Genomic DNA, 17476 nt, shown 5'->3' on the forward strand with positions numbered 1-17476 from the left:
TGTCCAAGAAAGACATCATCCGCTGCCTCAAGCGCATGATCGCCCGCGAGCTCTACTACGTCCTCCGCCCAACCCAACCCGCCGAAAACCTCGCATCAGCAGCTTGACCATCCATAGGAGCATCCTGATCATCTGCAAAGGGTCAGAGGATCGGCTTGCCGCCGGTGACGGCGACGCGGGCGCCGGAGACGTAGGACGCCTCGTCGCTGGCCAGCAGCACGTACACCGGCGAGCTCGGCCGGTTAGCCGGGGCGTCCGAGCGGGACCTGCTGACCGAAGCTCTCCACCTTCTCCTCGGGCATGGTCGCCGGGATCAGTGGCGTCCAGGCGGGAAGTCCCTCGTGCCTCGGGGCGTCCGCAGCCTAGATGAGTGAATCATAGTGATCTCAGTGGTCGTAGGCGATCAGGGAGCGCTTGACCGGGGCTCCGATGTGCCAGTTGTGCCAGATCGCGGCGGCCAGGGCGAGTAGTCGGGCACCGACGCGGGCGTAGACCCCGGCCAGGGTCCGTCCTCCATGGTCTTCGAGGGTGAGCTGGCCTTTGAGGGTGTCGGAGACCGCCTCGATCCATTGCCGGCAGCTGGCGAGCTTGCCGAATCCGGCGGGCCAGTACGTCGAGGCCGAGGTAGCGGCGGCCTTCGGTCCATTCGTCGTGCTGCTCGGCCAACATGGCGCCGACCAGGCGGATGACGAGTCACGGTCGGGGAAGATGCCCACGACGTCGGTGCGACGGCGGATCTCCCGGTTCAGCCGCTCGCTGGGATTGTTGCTCCAGATCTGGCGCCAGACCTCCTTGGGGAAGGCGGTGGAGGCCAGCACGTCGGCGCGGGCGGCCTCGAGGTGCTCGGCGACCTTGGGGAGCTTGTCGGCCAGGGCGTAGCGGATCCACCGCCGCTCGCTGGCGATCTCGAGCAGCTGCTGGGCGACGGCCAGACACAGCAGCGCGGCGTCGGTCAGAACCGGCTTGCGGCCTGGCCGGTGCGCCCGCGACCAGCCCAGGCAGGACGCGGTCTTCCAATTCTACGTTTCTACGTAGAGTGCGGTCAGGAGGGTGTGAGGTTGTTGCTCACACATCGGTCTTGGCACCCTCCGCCCACTTCCGGGTGGACCGACACGCGCCCGGGTCAATAGGATTCAGTCATCTAGACTCGGCCCCTCGGACTCACAGAGTCCACGGACCGGAAGCATGGTGGCATGTGGCAGACCTGCGGGTGGACGACGACCCCCCGGTGCGGCGCCTGCAAGGCCGCGCGAACGACGGTGCGGCCACCCGCCGGTCGATCATGACTGCGGCCGCGGTGCTATTCAGCGAGCACGGCTACCCCTCGACGTCGCTCAACGACATCACCGCGGCCACCGGCCTGACGAAGGGCGCCGTCTACTGGCACTTCTCCTCCAAGGAGGAGATAGCGCTCTCGATCGTGCACGAGACCTACGAGCGATGGCCAAAGGTCCTGGCTGACATCGCGGCCGCCCATGACGACGTGCTGCAGGCGTTGGTCGCGGTGATGAACCGGATCGCGCAGGAGTTCATGCACGATCCCGCCACCCAGGCCACCAAGCGCCTGCTGTTCGAGCTGCCACCGGCCACACTGTCGGAGCTCCCACGGCCCTATGTGCAGTGGGAGCTCCTGGTGACCTCACTCCTCCAGGACGGCCAGGCGAAGGGCCAGATCAGTGCCCATATCCCACCGGCGCAGGCTGCCCGCGTCATGGTGGCGAGCTTCTACGGCATGGACCAGATCTCCTACCAACTCGAGCGCAGAGCCGATCTGCTCGAGCGGGTCAGCGAGTTCTGGACGCTGGTGTGGCCCGCGTTGGCCCCTACCGAGCCGATCCCGGCCGTCGGCTCACCCGGGGTGCCGTCGAGCGGGTGAATCGTAGGGCGGCCTGCGCGACGACGGCGCCCTCCTGCTCGACAGCGACCGCCAGGCTGTCGCCTCCGACCGAGCTGGGCGCAGGCCGCGAAACGATCGACACTGCCCGGTCGAGCTCCGCGAACCGGTCGAAGGACATGTCGAGCTGCTCCAGACGGTCGACGGCCGGGTGCCGGAGCCGCCGCATCCCCGCCTCCACGGCGGCATTGAGCAGGAGCATGCCAGGCAGGTGGTCGACCGGATGGTCGAAGTACGTCGGGTGGTGCGGGTCGAATTCGAGAGTGGACACGCTTTCTCCGGCCGGACCGTCCGCCCGCCGCGCCGAGCGGTGGCGTGGGGCAGGGATGTCGGGGGTCGGGCCAGCCCGGAGCGTGGACCTCCCGGCTCTGCGGATCCGGGCGTACGCACGAGCGCCCAGACACCGGTACGACGCCTGACAGGTCGCGATACGCCGATTCATCGACCATGCCTCGCTCTCGATGTACGCGCCCGCGACGCGACCACCGACACGGTGGAGGTTCGTGCGCACCGCGACGAGAACCGACACCGGCTCCGTGGACGGGCCCCACGGTTCCGCCTCGGGGAATGACGCCGTGATGCGCTCGAAGATGAAGTGGGAGCCAGGTGGCACACCGTATTCCTGGTGCGCGAGGTAGATCGCGGCCTGCCGCACCGTCTCCACGAAAAGCAGGGGGTGCGGTCGCCCGTTCGTCGCGGGCCTGAACGTGGGGTGCCCGCCGGCCCACTGCGCCGCGGCCACGCTGAGTGCCGGGTCGATCGGCGCCACGTCGGTGATGAGCACTTCGGCCACGGCAGCCTTGTGCACGGCGCGCCGGTCCACGGTCCGCCACGTGGAGAGCTTTCCCTCCCACTCCCGGCGGACCTGTGGATCGCGCAGCAAGGCACGGGGCGCCGAGAGGCTGGGAATGTCACCCATGAGTCGTCCTTCCTGAGGTCGTCGAGTACGCGTCACTCCAGGGAGTCGACCGACTACACATCTGCCCACCCCGCCGGGGGTCATGCGGGGTTCACCAAAACTTTTCCGCCTCGGCATGAAACTAAGCAGACCGGTCGGTACGGTTTCTCCGTACACCTTGCCTGTCAGTGGGAGCTGCGAGCCACGTAGCCGTCTGGAGACCCCGGCGCTGACAGAACGACGCCTCACGGCCCTCACGGCCGTCGACCAGGACCCCTGCCGACCTCCCCGCCATCTCCGGACCCACGCGGCCGCCCTCGGCGTCCCCGTCCCGCAGCGAAAAGGACCCGTACCGTGAGTACCTCGACCGTGCCCGACCCGCCCTCTACCCCGCCCGGTCGCCGACCCGGACTCCAGACCGTCGGACTAGGCCACTGGCGCCATGACCTCCCCGCATCACTCGTGGTCTTCCTGGTCGCCGTACCGCTGTCCCTCGGTATCGCCCTCGCGTCCGGCGCTCCCGTCACCGCCGGCCTCATCGCGGCCGCCGTCGGTGGAATCGTGGCCGGTCTGCTCGGCGGCTCCGTCGTCCAAGTCAGCGGGCCGGCCGCAGGCCTGACGGTGGTCGTCGCGCAGCTCATCGACCAGTACGGGTGGGCCACAATGTGCCTCATCACCGCCCTGGCCGGCCTCGTGCAGATCGGCCTGGGGGTCTCTCGCGTGGCCCGGGGGGCGCTGGCCGTGTCACCGGCCGTCGTCCACGGCATGCTCGCCGGCATCGGCATCTCCATCGTGCTGGCCCAGCTGCACGTCGTCCTGGGCGAGTCGCCGCAGGCCTCACCGGTCGAGAACCTGCTGACGTTGCCTGCTTCCGTCATGGCCGCCCATGCCGACGCCGACTTCATCGGCGCCCTGACGATCATCCTGCTGCTCGCCTGGCCCCGGCTGCCCAAGATGATGTCCGCGGTCCCCGCCGCGCTTCCGGCCATCGTCGTCGCCACGGTCGTCGCGGCCGTGCTGGGACTCGACCACCTCGCCCGTCCCGAGGTGCCCGACAACATCCTGGACGACCTGGGGCTGCCCGGGCTCCCGTCCGGGGACATCCCCGGCATCGCCCTCGGGGTGCTCACCATCGCGCTGGTGGCCAGCCTGGAATCGCTGCTGTCCGCGGTGGCCGTCGACAAGATGCACAACGGCCCGCGGACCGACGTGGACCGGGAGCTCATGGGCCAGGGCGCGGCGAACATCGCCTCCGGTCTGGCCGGCGGCCTGCCCGTGACCGGCGTCATCGTGCGCAGCTCGACCAACGTGAAGGCCGGGGCACGCACCCGCACCTCGGCGGTCCTGCACGGCCTCTGGATCGTCGTCTTCGTGGTCTTCTTCGGTGGCCTGGTCGAGCAGATCCCGCTGCCCGCCCTCGCCGCGCTGCTCGTCGTGGTCGGCGTCCGGCTGCTCGACCTCGGCAACATCCGGGAGTTGCACCGCCACCGCGACCTGCCCGCCTACGTGGCCACCGTGCTGGGGGTGCTGCTCACCGACCTCCTCGAAGGCGTGCTCATCGGCCTCGGCGTGACCCTGCTGCTCGCCATGTACCGGCTCACCCACACCCACGTGGAGGTCTCGCAGCGGGGTGACCGGTGGCACGTCCGGGTGGCCGGCTCCCTGACCTTCCTGTCCGCTCCGAAGCTCACCTCGGCGCTGCGCGAGGTGCCGGTCGGCGCCGACGTCGACCTGGAGCTCGACATCGATTTCCTCGACCACACCGCGTTCGACTGCCTGCACAACTGGCAGACCACGCACGAGCGGCTCGGGGGCACGATTCGGCTCGAGGAACGCCGCCGCCCCTGGTACTCCAGCCGGGAGTCGGCCAGCCCGGTCCTCCGCAAGGGCAGCGAGGCCGCCGAGCAGCAGCTCACCGACCCGGCCTGGTTCGCCCCCTGGCCAGGTCCAGACGGTTCCGACGAGCCCAACATCGTCGTCGAGAGCAACGGCCACGGCCCTGGCGACGGCGACGGCGACGGCGACGGCGACGGCGACGGCGAAGTGTCCGCGGAGGCCCGGCTCCACCGCGGGATCACCGAGTACCAGCGCCTGACCGCACCCCTGGTCGAGCCCTACCTGGCCGACCTGGCGGAGCACGGCCAGCGGCCCACCCACCTGTTCATCGCCTGCGCGGACTCCCGTGTCGTGCCGAACCTGATCACCGCGAGCGGCCCGGGCGACCTGTTCACCCTGCGCAACATCGGCAACCTCGTCCCACCGCACAGCGACTCGGCCCACCCCGATGACAGCTCGGTCGCCGCGGCGATCGAGTACGCGGTGGAGGTCTTGTCCGTACAGGCCATCACCGTGTGCGGGCACTCCGGCTGTGGCGCGATGGCGGCCCTGCTCATGGACGACCGCCGCAGCATCCCGCCGGCGACGGGGCGCTGGCTCGACCACGGCGACGTCCGCCTCGAGGAGGAGACCATCCGGCCCGACGGCGCGGGCACGGGCGGCGACGCCGGACTGTCTCCCGCCGACCGGCTGGCCCGGTCGAACGTCGTCCAGCAGCTCGAGCACCTGCTCACCCACCCGTCGGTACGGCGGGCGGTCGACGAGGGCCGAGTGCGCGTCACCGGGATGTTCTTCGACATCGGCTCCGCGCAGGTGCACCTGCTGGACCCGACGACGGGCCGGTTCGCGCCGCCGACGGAGGTGTCGGCCGCCAGGTGGCAGGGCCCCCTGCACGACCTGACGCCGGCTCGTTCCTGACCACCCTGCCCGGGCACCGTCCCCGCGGGGGCCACGCGCACGCGCGTGGCCCCCGCGGGAACGGTCACAGGATGGGCTTGCCTCCGGTGACGGCGACGCGGGCACCGGAGACGTAGGACGCCTCGTCGCTGGCCAGCAGCACGTACACCGGCGCCAGCTCGGCCGGCTGCCCGGCCCGGCCCAGCGGGACCTGCTGGCCGAAGCTCTCCACCTTGTCCTCCGGCATGGTCGCCGGGATCAGCGGCGTCCATACGGGGCCCGGCGCGACGCTGTTGGCCCGGATGCCCTTCTCGGCCAGCATCTGGGCGAGCGAGGCGGTGAAGTTGGCGATGCCCGCCTTGGTCATCGCATAGGCGATGAGGTTCGGGCTCGGGTTGTCGGAGTTCACCGACGACGAGTTGACGATCGAGGCGCCCGGCGGCATGTGCGGGATCGCGTCCTTGGTGAGCGTGAACATCGCCGACAGGTTGGTGGCGAGGGTGTGGTCCCACTCGTCGTCGGAGATGTTGTCGATCGAGTCGTGGCTCATCTGGAAGGCGGCGTTGTTGACCAGGATGTCGACCTTGCCGAACTCCTCGACCGCCTTCGGGACGATCGTCTTGCAGTGCGCGCGGTCGGAGATGTCGCCGGGCACCAGCACGCACCTGCGCCCGGCCCGCTCGACGTACCTGGCGGTGTCCTGCGCGTCCTCGTGCTCGTCCAGGTAGGAGATGAGGACGTCGGCACCCTCGCGGGCGAACGCGATGGCGACCGCTCGGCCGATGCCGCTGTCACCACCGGTGATGACGGCGGCCTTGCCGGTGAGCCGCCCGGAGCCCTGGTAGCTCTCCTCACCGTGGTCGGGCTTGGGGTCCATCTCCCCGAGGGTGCCGGGAACGCTCTGCTGCTGGGCGGGCTGGGACTCGGGGCGTGGTGACGACATGGTTCTCCTCGGGTGCGCTCTCCGGGGCCCGGGCTGTGCTCACCGGGGCCGACGCCTGCGCGCCTACCCCGGCCGCACCCGCCCGGAACCCACGCCGAGCCCCGAGGAGAGCCGGACCGACGCCCGGCCCGGACAGCACGCGACCCGGGCACTGGGACCGGCGCACCTTCGTGCGCCACTCCCACTGCCCGGGTCGGGAAGTGGTTCCGCTGCCTCAGGCGGCGCGGGAGACCGGCGCGGCCGGGATGGCGGTCACCGCACCCGACAGCTGCCAGCGCATCTCGAGCCGGCGCTTGCCGCGGCCGTCGACGACGGGCACCCACCGGCACTCAGGACATCCCAGATCACGCATCGCCCAGCCACCTTCCGTTCACCTGTTGTTCACCTACTGACCAAGCATCGACCCATTCACGCCGGTCCTACAGGCTTCGTGACCATTTCGTGACCTGGCGGCGGTTCGGCGACCGCAGCGCGGGAAGCGCCGCAGCATCGGGCACGCTGTCCCTCACGATGACCGCCACCGCCCCGCCCCTCCTCGCCGACCCTGCCGACCTCTCCGCGCTGAAGGCGCTGGGCAGCGACCCCGACGAGCTGTTCGCCTCGTTCGCCGCCTGGGCCGAGGCGGGCGGCACGACGCTGTACCCGGCGCAGGAGGAGGCGCTGATCGAGCTGGTCAGCGGCGCGAACGTCGTCCTGGCCACACCGACCGGCTCCGGCAAGTCCCTGGTGGCCACCGGCGCGCAGTACGCCGCCCTGGCCGCCGGCCGGCGCAGCTACTACACCGCGCCGATCAAGGCACTGGTCAGCGAGAAGTTCTTCGCCCTCTGCGGCGTCTTCGGCGCGGCCAACGTCGGCATGCTCACCGGCGACGCCAGCGTCAACGCCGGGGCCCCGATCATCGCCTGCACCGCCGAGGTGCTGGCCAACATCGCGCTGCGCGAGGGCTCGGGAGCCGACATCGGGCTCGTGGTCATGGACGAGTTCCACTTCTACGGCGACCCCGACCGCGGCTGGGCCTGGCAGGTGCCGCTGCTGGAACTCACCGATTCGCAGTTCCTCCTGATGAGCGCCACCCTGGGCGACGTCACCTTCCTGCGGGAGGACCTCACCCGCCGCACCGGCCGCCCCACGGCCCTGGTCGCCAACGCCGAGCGGCCGGTGCCGCTGCACCACTACTACGCCACGACGCCGATGCACGAGACGATCCAGGAGCTGCTGGACACCCAGCAGGCGCCCATCTACGTCGTCCACTTCACCCAGGCCTCCGCGCTCGAGCGCGCCCAGGCCCTGATGAGCGTCAACGTCGCCACCAAGGAGCAGAAGGCCGCGATCGCCGACATGATCGGCAGCTTCCGCTTCTCCTCCGCCTTCGGCACCACCCTCAGCCGGCTGGTCCGGCACGGCATCGGCGTCCACCACGCCGGCATGCTGCCCAAGTACCGGCGGCTGGTGGAGCAGCTGGCGCAGGCCGGGCTGCTCAAGGTCATCTGCGGCACCGACACCCTCGGCGTCGGCATCAACGTGCCGATCCGCACCGTCGTGTTCAGCGCGCTGTCGAAGTACGACGGCACCCGCACCCGGCTGCTCCAGGTGCGCGAGTTCCACCAGATCGCCGGCCGCGCCGGACGCGCCGGCTACGACACCGCCGGCACCGTCGTCGTCCAGGCGCCGGAGCACGAGGTGGAGAACCTCAAGCAGTTCGCGAAGGTCGCCGACGACCCGAAGAAGCGCCGCAAGCTGGTGCGCAAGAAGGTGCCCGACGGCATGGTGCCGTGGAGCGAGGCGACGATGAACCGCCTCGTCGAGGGCGAACCCGAGAAGCTGACCAGCAACATGCGGGTGTCGACGTCGATGATCCTCGACGTCGTCGACCGCCCCGGCGACCCGTTCGCGGCCATGCGCCGGCTGCTCACCGACAACCACGAGCGGCGCAAGAAGCAGCTCCAGCACATCCGCGAGGCGATCGGCACCGCCCGCTCGCTGCTGCAGGCCGGCGTCCTGGAACGCCTGCCGCAGCCCGAGCCGGACGGGCGCCGCTACGACCTGACGTTGGACCTGCCCGAGGACTTCGCGCTCAACCAGCCCCTGTCGACCTTCGCCCTCGCCGCGATCGACCTGCTGGACGCCGACTCCGAGACCTACGCCCTCGACGTCGTCAGCGTCATCGAGGCCACCCTCGACGACCCACGGCAGATCCTCGCCGCCCAGCTCAACAAGGCCAAGGGCGAGGCCGTGGCGCAGATGAAGGCCGAAGGCATCGAGTACGACGAGCGCATGGAGCTGCTGGAGGAGGTCACCTACCCCAAGCCTCTGGAGGAGCTCCTCGGCGCGGCCTTCGAGGTGTACGTGCAGACCAACCCGTGGGCCGCCGACGCACAGCTCTCCCCCAAGTCGGTGGTCCGCGAGATGTGGGAGCGGGCGTTCACCTTCCGCGAGTTCGTCAACACCTACGGGCTCACCCGGTCCGAGGGTGCCGTGCTGCGCTACCTCTCCGACGCCTTCAAGGCACTGCGGTCCGGCGTTCCCGCCGCCGCGCGCACCGAGGAGGTGACCGACCTCGTCGAGTGGCTCGGTGAGCTGGTGCGCCAGGTGGACTCCTCGCTGCTCGACGAGTGGGAGGCACTCACGAATCCGGACGACGGTCCGGTCGCCGAGGTGGCCGTCCCGGCCCGGCCGCGGCCGCTCACCGGCAACGAGCGGGCGTTCACCGCGATGGTGCGCAACGCGCTGTTCCGCCGGGTCGAGCTGTGGGCCCGCCGCCGGTGGTACGACCTCGGCGAGCTGGACAAGGCCTCGGGGTGGGACGCCGACCGCTGGGAGCCGGTGGTGCGCGGCTACTTCGAGGAGCACGCCGAGCTGAACACCGGCGGCGACGCCCGCGGCCCGGCGCTGCTCATCTGGGACAGGTCGGAGCCCGGCGTCTGGAAGGTGCGGCAGATCCTCGACGATCCGGACGGGAACCACGACTGGGGCGTCGACGTGGAGGTGGACCTGGAGGCCTCGGACGAGGAGGGCTCCGCCGTCATCCGGCTGGTCGACGCCGGCCGCAGGGACTGAGCGCGGGAACGTCTGCCGCCGGCGGGGAGTTGTGCTCCCTGCACACGCCTTCAGGAGTGGCGCCGCGCTGCCGATGTACCACCGGAAGCGACCGATCGGGACCCCGAGGAGGGGCGATGAACTACCTGCGCCAACTGCAGATGGAACGCCCCGTGCTCTTCTGGGTGATCGTGCTGGCGGGCTTCTGGCTGGCGTTCCAGGCCATCCTGTTCGTCGCCGCGCTGATCCTCGGCCCGTTCGGGCTGCCCGGCTGGGCCCCGCTGGCGCTCGTCCTGGTCGCCCTCGTCGTCATCGCCCGCCGGCAGCAGGATCGCCGCTAGCCGGTCACACCAGCCGCCGGCTGTCCTGGGCCACCACCCGCAGCCACCGGTAGCCGTAGCCGTCCAGCTGGATCTCGGCCCCGCCGGTGTCGGCGACCGCCTCCCCGCCGGGTTGCAGCAGGTCGACCAGCCGGTGCGAGGAGTCGCAGCCCTCCAGGGTGATCGGCACCGTCCGCGGCTCGGAGCCGAGGTTGTGCACGGCCACCAGCGCACCGTCGTCCCAGGTGCACAGGTGCGCCAGCACCTCGGGGCACGGGTGCTCCAGCACCGTGAAACCGCCCCAGCCCAGCTCCGGTGACTCCCGGTACCGGCGGATCAGCAGCTTCATGAAGGACAGCAGCGAGTCGGGGTCGTTGCGCTGGTCGGCCACGTTGACGTACTCGGGCGCGAAGCCGCCGCTGACCACCGGCCCCGGCAGCTTCCCGGGCGCGGCGTCGGAGAAGCCGCCGTTGCGGCCCGACGTCCACTGCATGGGTGTCCGGACGGCGAGCCGGCCCTCCGCGTCCAGGTCCTCGCCCATGCCGATCTCCTCGCCGTAGAAGAGCACCGGGGTGCCGGGCAGGGAGAACAGCAGGCTGTAGACCATGCGCACCCGCCGAGGATCGCCCTCCAGCATCGGTGGCAGTCGCCGGCGCAGCCCGCGCCCGTAGACCTGCATCCGTTCCTCGGGCCCGAACGCGGCGAAGACCTCGGCCCGCTCGTCGTCGGACAGCTTGTCCAGCGTCAGCTCGTCGTGGTTGCGCACGAAGGTCGCCCACTGCGAGTCCGGGTCCAGCGTCGGCCGGCCCTCCAGGGCCGTCGTCAGGGGTCTTGCGTCGACGCGTGCCAGCGACAGGTAGAGCGCCTGCATGCCGATGAAGTCGAACTGCATGGTCAGCTCGTCGCCGTCGGTACCACCGAAGAACTGCACCTGCTCCTCGTAGGGCAGGTTGACCTCCCCCAGCAGCACGCCGCTGCCCGACCGCCGACCGACCAGCGCGCGCAGGTCGCGCAGGTACTCGTGCGGGTCGGGCAGGGCCCCGCCGTCGGCCCCCGCGGTCTCCAGGAAGAAGGGGACGGCGTCCACGCGGAACCCCGACAGCCCGACCTGCAACCAGAACCCCATGATCTTGGCGACCTCGTCGCGGACCTTCGGATTGGTCACGTTCAGGTCCGGCTGCTCCTTGTAGAACTTGTGCAGGTACCACTCCCCCGTCTTCTCCGACAGCGTCCAGATGCTGTCCTCCTGATCGGGGAAGACGACCTGGTCGGAGGTGTCCGGCGGCGGGTCGGAGCGCCACACGTAGAAGTCGCGGAACGGCGAGTCCTTCGACGACTCCGCCGACCGGAACCACGGGTGCTTGCGCGAGGTGTGGTTGACGACCAGGTCGGCGATGACCCGCATGCCGCGGTCGTTGGCCGTCCGGATCACCTCGACCAGGTCGCCGTGCGTGCCCAGCCGCGGGTCGACGCCGTAGAAGTCGGTGATGTCGTAGCCGTCGTCGCGCTCGGCGGTCGGGTAGAAGGGCATCAGCCACAGGCAGGTGACGCCGAGGTCGGCCAGGTGGTCCAGGCGCTGGGCGAGGCCCGCGAAGTCACCGACGCCGTCGCCGTTCCAGTCCATGAACGTCTCGACGTCCAGGCAGTAGACGACGGCGTTCTTCCACCACAGGTCGCTGGTGTCGGTGATCCTCACGGCGCCGGCACCGGGTCGAGGTCCGGACGGCGGTTCTCGGCCGGCCCCGGTGGATCGATGGCGACCACCGGCGCCTGGGCCGTGACCCCGAGCTGCGGCAGCACGTGCTCGCCGAAGGCGTCGAGGAAGGGCCGCTGCTCCACCCCGACGTGGTGCAGGTACACCTCGTCGAAGCCGAGCTCCAGGTACTCCTGCAGCCAGGCCGTGTGCTGACCGAGGTCCGCCGAGACCCGCACCGCCCCCGTGACGTCCTCGGGGGCGACGTGCGCGCTGGCCTGCTCGAAGGCCTCCGGGCTGTCGAGGTCCCAGCACAGCGGCGGCGGGAACACGTTGCTGCGCCACTGGTCGTGCGCGATCGCCAGCGCGCGGTCGCCGTCGGGATCCCAGGAGACGTGCACCTGCAGCACGAGCTTGCCCTGGCCCCCGGCGTCCCGGTAGGCGGCGATCATCTCGCGCAGCTTGTCGTGCGGCTGGTTGATGGTGACCAGCCCGTCGGCCCAGTCGGCACCCCGGCGGGCGGTGGCCACGCTGACCGCCGGGCAGATGAGCGCGGGCTGCACCTCGGGGAGCGTGTAGATCACCGCCCGGTCGACGGTGACCAGGCCGTCGTGGCTGACCTCCTCGCCGGCGAGCAGCCGGCGGATCACGTCGACGCACTCACGGAGACGGGCGTCGCGCACGTCCTTCCGGGGCCACTTGTCGCCGGTCACGTGCTCGTTCATCGCCTCACCGCTGCCCAGGGCCACCCAGAAGCGACCGGGGAACATCGCGCCGAGGGTGGCGATCGCCTGGGCCACGATCACCGGGTGGTAGCGCTGGCCCGGCGCGTTCACCGCCCCGAAGGGCAGGGACGTCGTCGCCATGGCCGCACCCAGCCACGACCAGGCGAACCCCGACTCGCCCTGCCGCGGGTTCCAGGGCGTGAGGTGGTCCGAGCACATCGCCGCGGTGAAGCCCACCTCCTCGGCGTGCTGGACCGCCTCGAGCAGCTCCGCGGGGTGGACCTGCTCGTGGGAGTTGTGGAATCCGATCACCGCCATGGGCCATGCCTACCGAGATCCGGGCTCCACGGCGAGCCCAACTGCGCGCGGTCCTGCCGCCGCGCAGGCCGCGGTCGCGGGTGTGAGCGGTTCGACACTCCCGCGACGGCGGCCGGGGCGGACGGCGTGCGACGCTTCCCGGGATGTGCGGATGACCGGCTGGGAGATGCTCGCCGTGGCCGCGGCGGGCTTCGCTGCCGGCGGCATCAACGCCGTCGTCGGGTCCGGCACCCTGGTCAGCTTCCCGGTGCTGCTGGCCGTCGGCCTCCCCCCGCTGCCGGCCACCATCAGCAACTCCCTGGGCCTCGTGGCCGGCAACCTCAGTGGCTCGATCGGCTACCGCCGGGAGCTCCGTGGGCAGCGCCGGCTGCTGCTGCGGCTGCTGCCGGCCTCGATCCTCGGAGCGCTCACCGGGGCCTTCCTGCTCCTGACCCTGCCGGCCGAGGCGTTCGAGACCATCGTCCCGGCGCTCATCGGGCTCGCCGTCGTGCTGGTGGCGTTCCAGCCGCTGCTCACCCGCAGCCTGCCCGCCCGGCCCGCCGACGGCACGGCCCCGCCGGTCCGGGGCGGCCGGCTGCTCGCCTGCTTCGTCGGCGCCTACGCCACCGGCACCTACGGCGGGTACTTCGCCGCCAGCCAGGGCGTGCTGCAGATCGGCATCTTCGGCCTGATCCTGCGCGAGCCGCTGCAGCGGCTGAACGCCATCAAGAACGTGCTGACGCTGGCGGTCAACGCCGTCGCCGCACTCGCCTACGTGGTGGTGGCCACCGATCGCATCGACTGGACGGCCGCCGCGTTGCTGTCCGCGGGCTCGCTGATCGGCGGGGCGGTCAGCTCCCGCTACGGCCGTCGGTTGCCGGCGCCGGTGCTGCGGGCGGCGATCGTGGTGCTCGGCCTGGTCGCGATCGCGGTGCTGGTGACCGGATGAGCGCCGAAGGCCCGGGTTCCCCTGCGGAGCAGCGAGGATGAGCGTCTGGGAGTTCGCCTTCCTCGTCCTCGCCGGCATCGGTGCCGGGCTCACCGGCAGCATCGCCGGGCTGGCCTCGCTGATCAGCTACCCGGCGCTGCTCGCCGTCGGCCTCCCCCCGGTGACGGCGAACGTCACCAACACCGCGGCACTGGTCGTGGTCGGCGTGGGGACGGTGAGCGCCTCCCGTCCGGAGCTCCAGGGGCAGGGCCGGCGCCTGCTGCCGCTGATGGCGGCCGGGCTCGTCGGCGGAGCCGCGGGGGCGCTGCTGCTCCTGCTCACGCCGGAGGGCGGGTTCGAGAAGATCGTGCCCTGGCTGATCGGCGCGGCGTCGATCGCCATCCTGGTCCAGCGGCCGCCGCGGGAGCTCGCGGCCGAGGGGGCGATGGCGCGCGCCGGACGGCCCGACCAGTGGTGGCTCCCGGTCGCCGTGCTCGCCATCTCCGTCTACGGCGGTTACTTCGGCGCCGCGGCCGGCGTGCTCATGCTGGCCACGTTCCTGCTCACGACCGGCGAGGGCCTGCCCCGCAGCAACGCGATGCGCAACGTCGTGCTGGGGGTGGCCAACACCGTCGCCGCCGTCGGGTTCGTCCTCTTCGCCTCGATCGTCTGGTCGGCCGCCCTCCCGCTGGCCATCGGGCTGTTCCTCGGCTCCCTGCTCGGCCCCCGCATCGTGCGGGTGGCGCCGCAGACGGCGCTGCGGCGGGTCATCGCCCTCGCCGGGCTCGGCCTGGCCGTCCACCTCGCGGTCGACGCCTACACCTGAGCACCCGGCGAGGGCGCCGCCTCAACGGCTGACGAAGGCCGCCAGGAAGAACACGAACCCGCTGGACAGCAGCAGCAGGCGCGCCGGCGTCAGGCCGTTGAGCAGCCCCACCGTCGCCTCCACGGACGCCGGGCGGACGACGGCGTCGCGGGCCTGCTGGCGCATCATGCGGACCTCGTCGGCGAGCAGCACGCCGGCGCTGCCCAGCATGCCCAGCGCGAGGACGACGAAGACCAGGGCCAGGCGGTCCTCGAAGCCGTCGGCCGCACCGGCCAGGACCAGCGCGGCGATCGCGCCCAGCAGCAGGCCGATCAGCCCACCGGCCACCGGGGCCCACGGACCCATCACGGTCAGCGGCCCGCGGCGCGGCAGGCGGGGCCGGGGTCGGACGCTCACCGGTGCGGTCGCCTGCATGCCCGAGAGGTCACGGTCCCCGCCCGGCACCTCCTCGGCCGGCGCCCCCGGTGGGGGCGGTGGGGTCGGCACGGCGACCGGCTCCGGTACCGGCGGCGTCGCCGTCGTCGCTGTCTCCGGGCCGGCGGGGCGCACGACGGGGATCTCGGCGGTCCCGGTGCCGGCGGCGGTGCTTCCGTTGCGTTCACTCATGACTCATCACCTCGTCCGCCACGCTAGGCGCACCAGCCCCACCGACCCGGGACGCCGCCCCGGCGGACTCCTCACGCACCGTGATGCCGCGCCGGGGCGCCCGGCCGGGGAGACCTGCGCCACGGCTGGCTAGGCTCCTCCGGTGAGCGCGGGTGCCCTGGTCCTGCCGGAGTTCGCGCTCCTCCTCATCGGGCTGCTGCTCCGCCGGTTCGCCTGGCGGTCCCCGGGCTTCTGGGTCGACCTCGAGCGCCTCGTCTACTTCGTGCTCTTCCCGGTCCTGCTGTTCCGCACCACGCTCTCGGCGGATCTGGCGGCCGCCGGCTCGGGGGGCGCGCTGCTGGCCGGGCTGGGCGCGACGGGTGCCGGCGCCCTCCTCGGGGCGCTGGTGCGGTGGCTGCCCGGCATCGACCGCAGGACCGCGGCCTCGGGCTGGCAGACGGCCTTCCGGTTCAACACCTTCATCGCCCTCGCCCTGGTCGACGACCTCGGGGTGGCCGCCCTGGCCCTGATGGGGGTCCTGCTGGGCGTGTCCGTCCCGCTCGTGAACGTCCTCGCCGTGACGGCACTGGCCCGGAGCGCGCCCGGCGGTGCGGGGTCCGGCCGCGGCCGCGAGGTGCTGCGCGCCGTCGTCCGCAACCCGCTGATCATCGCCACGGTCACGGGTCTCGTCGGCAACCTCCTGGGACTGGCGTTGCCCACGCCGGTCGACGCGACACTGGCCCGGCTGGCCGCGGCTGCCGTGCCCCTGGGCCTGCTGGCGGTCGGCGCGGCGCTGCGCCTCGGCGGGCTGCCACGCGGGCAGCGCCTGATGGCCGGCTACCTCGCAGCGGTCAAGCTGCTCGCCGTGCCGGCGGTGGCTCTCGGGCTCTGCGCCCTCCTGGGCGTGGACGGCGTGCAGCGCTTCGTCGTCCTCGCCTTCGCCGCCGTACCGCCGGCCACGGCGTCCTACGTCCTCGCCGCGCGGATGGACGGCAACGGCCCGTTCGTGGCCGCGCAGGTGTCGGCGGCGACGACGGCCGCGCTCCTCACGCTGCCGCTCTGGCTGGCGCTCACCGCCTGATCGGTTCGGTCAGTCCTCCTCCTCGAACACCACGTCCCGCTTCTTGCGGACCGTCGGCAGCACGGCGATCACGAAGGCACCGAGGGCCAGCAGGAGCAGGACGAGCGAGATCGGCCGGGTGACGAAGACGGTCGGGTCCCCGTCGGAGATGATCAGCGAGCGGCGCAGGTAGGTCTCCAGCAGCGGACCGAGCACGAAGCCCAGCAGCAGCGGCGCCGGCTCGCAGCCCAGCTTGATCAGGACGTAGCCCAGGATGCCGAAGAACGCGATCGCGTAGACGTCGAAGGGGTTCCGGTTGATGGAGAACGTGCCGATCGACGCGAACGCGATGATCGCCGGGAAGAGGAACCGGTACGGGATCGTCAGCATCTTCACCCACAGCCCGATGAGCGGCAGGTTCAGCAGCACCAGGAAGAGGTTGCCGATCCACATCGACGCGATGAGGCCCCAGACCAGGGCCGGCTCCTCGTTGATGACATTGGGGCCCGGCACGATCCCCTGGATGATGAAGGCGCCGAGCAGCAGCGCCATGATCGGGCTGACGGGGAGCCCCAGGGTCAGCAGCGGCACGAACTGGGTCTGCGCGGCGGCGTTGTTCGCCGACTCCGGGCCGGCGACGCCCTCGATGGCGCCCTTCCCGAACTCCTGGGGGCGCTTGGAGACCCGCTTCTCCACCGAGTAGGAGACGAACGACGCGAGCACGTGACCGGCGCCCGGGAGCACGCCCAGGACGGTGCCGAGGCCGGTCCCGCGCAGCACCGGACCGCGGATCCGGCGGAAGTCGTCCTTGGTGAGCCAGAGGTTCTTGACCTTCTGGACCATGACGCTGCGGGTGATGTCCCCTTCGAGGTTGCGGAGGATCTCCGCGACGCCGAACAGGCCGACGGCCAGAGCCACGAAGTCGAGCCCGCCGTACAGCTCCCGGAGGCCGAAGGTGAACCGCGGGGTGCCGGAGAAGGTGTCCTGCCCGACCGTGCCGAGCAGCAGCCCCAGCACGATCATCGCCAGCGCCTTGAGGACCGACCCGCTCGCCAGCGCGATCGAGGCGATGAGCCCCAGGACCACCAGCGAGAAGTACTCCGGCGCCCCGAACAGCAGGGCGGCCTGCGAGATCGGTACCGCGAACAGGGCCAGGGCGAGGGTGCCCACCGTCCCGGCGAAGAAGGAGCCCAGCGCGGCCGTGGCCAGCGCCGGCCCGGCCCGGCCCTGCTTGGCCATCTGGTGGCCGTCGAGCGCGGTCACCGCCGCCGAGGACTCACCGGGCAGGTTGATCAGGATGGCGGTGGTCGACCCGCCGTACTGGGCGCCGTAGTAGATGCCCGCCAGCATGATCAGCGAGGTGACCGGCTCGAAGCCGAAGGTGATCGGCAGCAGCATGGCGATGGTCGCCGTCGGGCCGATGCCCGGCAGCACCCCCACCGCGGTGCCGAGGGCGACGCCGATGAAGGCGAAGAGCAGGTTGATCGGCGTGAACGCCGTCTCGAACCCGAGGCCGAGGTTCTGCAGGATGTCCATCG

14 protein-coding genes and 3 pseudogenes are annotated in these 17476 nt (G+C 71.5%); 7 read left to right on the forward strand and 10 right to left on the reverse strand.

The window, feature by feature from the left end; all coding sequences use genetic code 11:
• Positions 1 to 386: 386 nt before the first annotated feature.
• The 3 pseudogenes from C5507_RS19525 to C5507_RS23230 all read right to left on the reverse strand — a co-directional run.
• A pseudogene (locus C5507_RS19525) lies at positions 387 to 596 on the reverse strand (IS982 family transposase); the annotation flags it as partial.
• A 4-nt stretch (positions 597 to 600) separates the two neighbouring features.
• Positions 601 to 872 (reverse strand): annotated as a pseudogene (locus tag C5507_RS19530) (transposase); the annotation flags it as partial.
• Positions 867 to 998: pseudogene (locus C5507_RS23230) on the reverse strand (IS982 family transposase); the annotation flags it as partial. The pseudogenes C5507_RS23230 and C5507_RS19530, both read right to left, overlap by 6 nt.
• 197 nt (positions 999 to 1195) lie before the next feature.
• On the opposite strand from C5507_RS23230, the gene C5507_RS19535 reads away from it, so the two are divergent.
• On the forward strand, positions 1196 to 1876 hold the full coding sequence (locus C5507_RS19535; RefSeq protein WP_104530170.1) for a ScbR family autoregulator-binding transcription factor: 681 nt from the start codon (positions 1196 to 1198) through the stop codon (positions 1874 to 1876).
• Here C5507_RS19535 and C5507_RS19540 read toward each other — a convergent pair.
• Positions 1824 to 2813: a ScbA/BarX family gamma-butyrolactone biosynthesis protein gene (locus C5507_RS19540; RefSeq protein ID WP_158657654.1), complete on the reverse strand. Its 990-nt coding sequence runs from the start codon at positions 2811 to 2813 to the stop codon at positions 1824 to 1826. The two genes, C5507_RS19535 and C5507_RS19540, sit on opposite strands and share 53 nt — an antisense overlap.
• A 348-nt stretch (positions 2814 to 3161) precedes the next feature.
• On the opposite strand from C5507_RS19540, the gene C5507_RS19545 reads away from it, so the two are divergent.
• Entirely contained in the window at positions 3162 to 5546 is a 2385-nt protein-coding gene (locus C5507_RS19545; protein ID WP_104530172.1) for a SulP family inorganic anion transporter, read from the forward strand.
• A gap of 64 nt (positions 5547 to 5610) precedes the next feature.
• On the opposite strand, the gene C5507_RS19550 is transcribed toward C5507_RS19545, so the two are convergent.
• Complete coding sequence (locus tag C5507_RS19550; RefSeq protein WP_104530173.1) at positions 5611 to 6468, reverse strand: glucose 1-dehydrogenase; 858 nt, start codon at positions 6466 to 6468, stop codon at positions 5611 to 5613.
• A gap of 214 nt (positions 6469 to 6682) precedes the next feature.
• The gene (locus tag C5507_RS22505; RefSeq protein ID WP_158657655.1) at positions 6683 to 6820 is read right to left on the reverse strand and encodes a hypothetical protein; all 138 of its coding nucleotides are present in this window, start codon (positions 6818 to 6820) and stop codon (positions 6683 to 6685) included.
• 158 nt (positions 6821 to 6978) lie between these two features.
• Between C5507_RS22505 and C5507_RS19555 the strand changes: the two genes are divergently transcribed.
• Both C5507_RS19555 and C5507_RS19560 read left to right on the forward strand, forming a co-directional pair.
• On the forward strand, positions 6979 to 9525 hold the full coding sequence (locus C5507_RS19555; protein ID WP_104530192.1) for a DEAD/DEAH box helicase: 2547 nt from the start codon (positions 6979 to 6981) through the stop codon (positions 9523 to 9525).
• Between the two features lie 116 nt (positions 9526 to 9641).
• Complete coding sequence (locus tag C5507_RS19560; RefSeq protein WP_104530174.1) at positions 9642 to 9845, forward strand: hypothetical protein; 204 nt, start codon at positions 9642 to 9644, stop codon at positions 9843 to 9845.
• Positions 9846 to 9849: 4 nt separating this feature from the next.
• Here the strand turns inward: C5507_RS19560 and C5507_RS19565 are convergent, their stop codons facing one another.
• Complete coding sequence (locus tag C5507_RS19565; RefSeq protein WP_104530175.1) at positions 9850 to 11520, reverse strand: alpha-amylase family protein; 1671 nt, start codon at positions 11518 to 11520, stop codon at positions 9850 to 9852.
• A complete protein-coding gene (locus tag C5507_RS19570; RefSeq protein WP_104530176.1) occupies positions 11517 to 12560 on the reverse strand; it encodes a TIGR03885 family FMN-dependent LLM class oxidoreductase in 1044 nt (347 codons plus the stop codon). Before C5507_RS19570 ends, C5507_RS19565 begins: the two co-directional genes overlap by 4 nt.
• A gap of 151 nt (positions 12561 to 12711) precedes the next feature.
• Between C5507_RS19570 and C5507_RS19575 the strand changes: the two genes are divergently transcribed.
• Positions 12712 to 13488, forward strand: a complete 777-nt coding sequence (locus tag C5507_RS19575; protein ID WP_104530177.1) for a sulfite exporter TauE/SafE family protein — start codon at positions 12712 to 12714, stop codon at positions 13486 to 13488.
• Between the two features lie 37 nt (positions 13489 to 13525).
• Positions 13526 to 14293, forward strand: coding sequence for a sulfite exporter TauE/SafE family protein (locus C5507_RS19580; RefSeq protein WP_104530178.1), 768 nt, complete (start codon positions 13526 to 13528; stop codon positions 14291 to 14293).
• Between the two features lie 21 nt (positions 14294 to 14314).
• Here C5507_RS19580 and C5507_RS19585 read toward each other — a convergent pair whose 3' ends face one another.
• Positions 14315 to 14899, reverse strand: a complete 585-nt coding sequence (locus C5507_RS19585; protein WP_104530179.1) for a hypothetical protein — start codon at positions 14897 to 14899, stop codon at positions 14315 to 14317.
• 142 nt (positions 14900 to 15041) lie between these two features.
• On the opposite strand from C5507_RS19585, the gene C5507_RS19590 reads away from it, so the two are divergent.
• Positions 15042 to 15959, forward strand: a complete 918-nt coding sequence (locus C5507_RS19590; RefSeq protein ID WP_104530180.1) for an AEC family transporter — start codon at positions 15042 to 15044, stop codon at positions 15957 to 15959.
• Between the two features lie 9 nt (positions 15960 to 15968).
• Here C5507_RS19590 and C5507_RS19595 read toward each other — a convergent pair whose 3' ends face one another.
• A complete protein-coding gene (locus tag C5507_RS19595; RefSeq protein ID WP_104530181.1) occupies positions 15969 to 17474 on the reverse strand; it encodes a tripartite tricarboxylate transporter permease in 1506 nt (501 codons plus the stop codon).
• Positions 17475 to 17476: the final 2 nt, after the last annotated feature.

It is taken from the genome of Blastococcus saxobsidens (genome assembly GCF_002938435.1).
Taxonomy (GTDB): Bacteria; Actinomycetota; Actinomycetes; order Mycobacteriales; family Geodermatophilaceae; genus Blastococcus; species Blastococcus saxobsidens.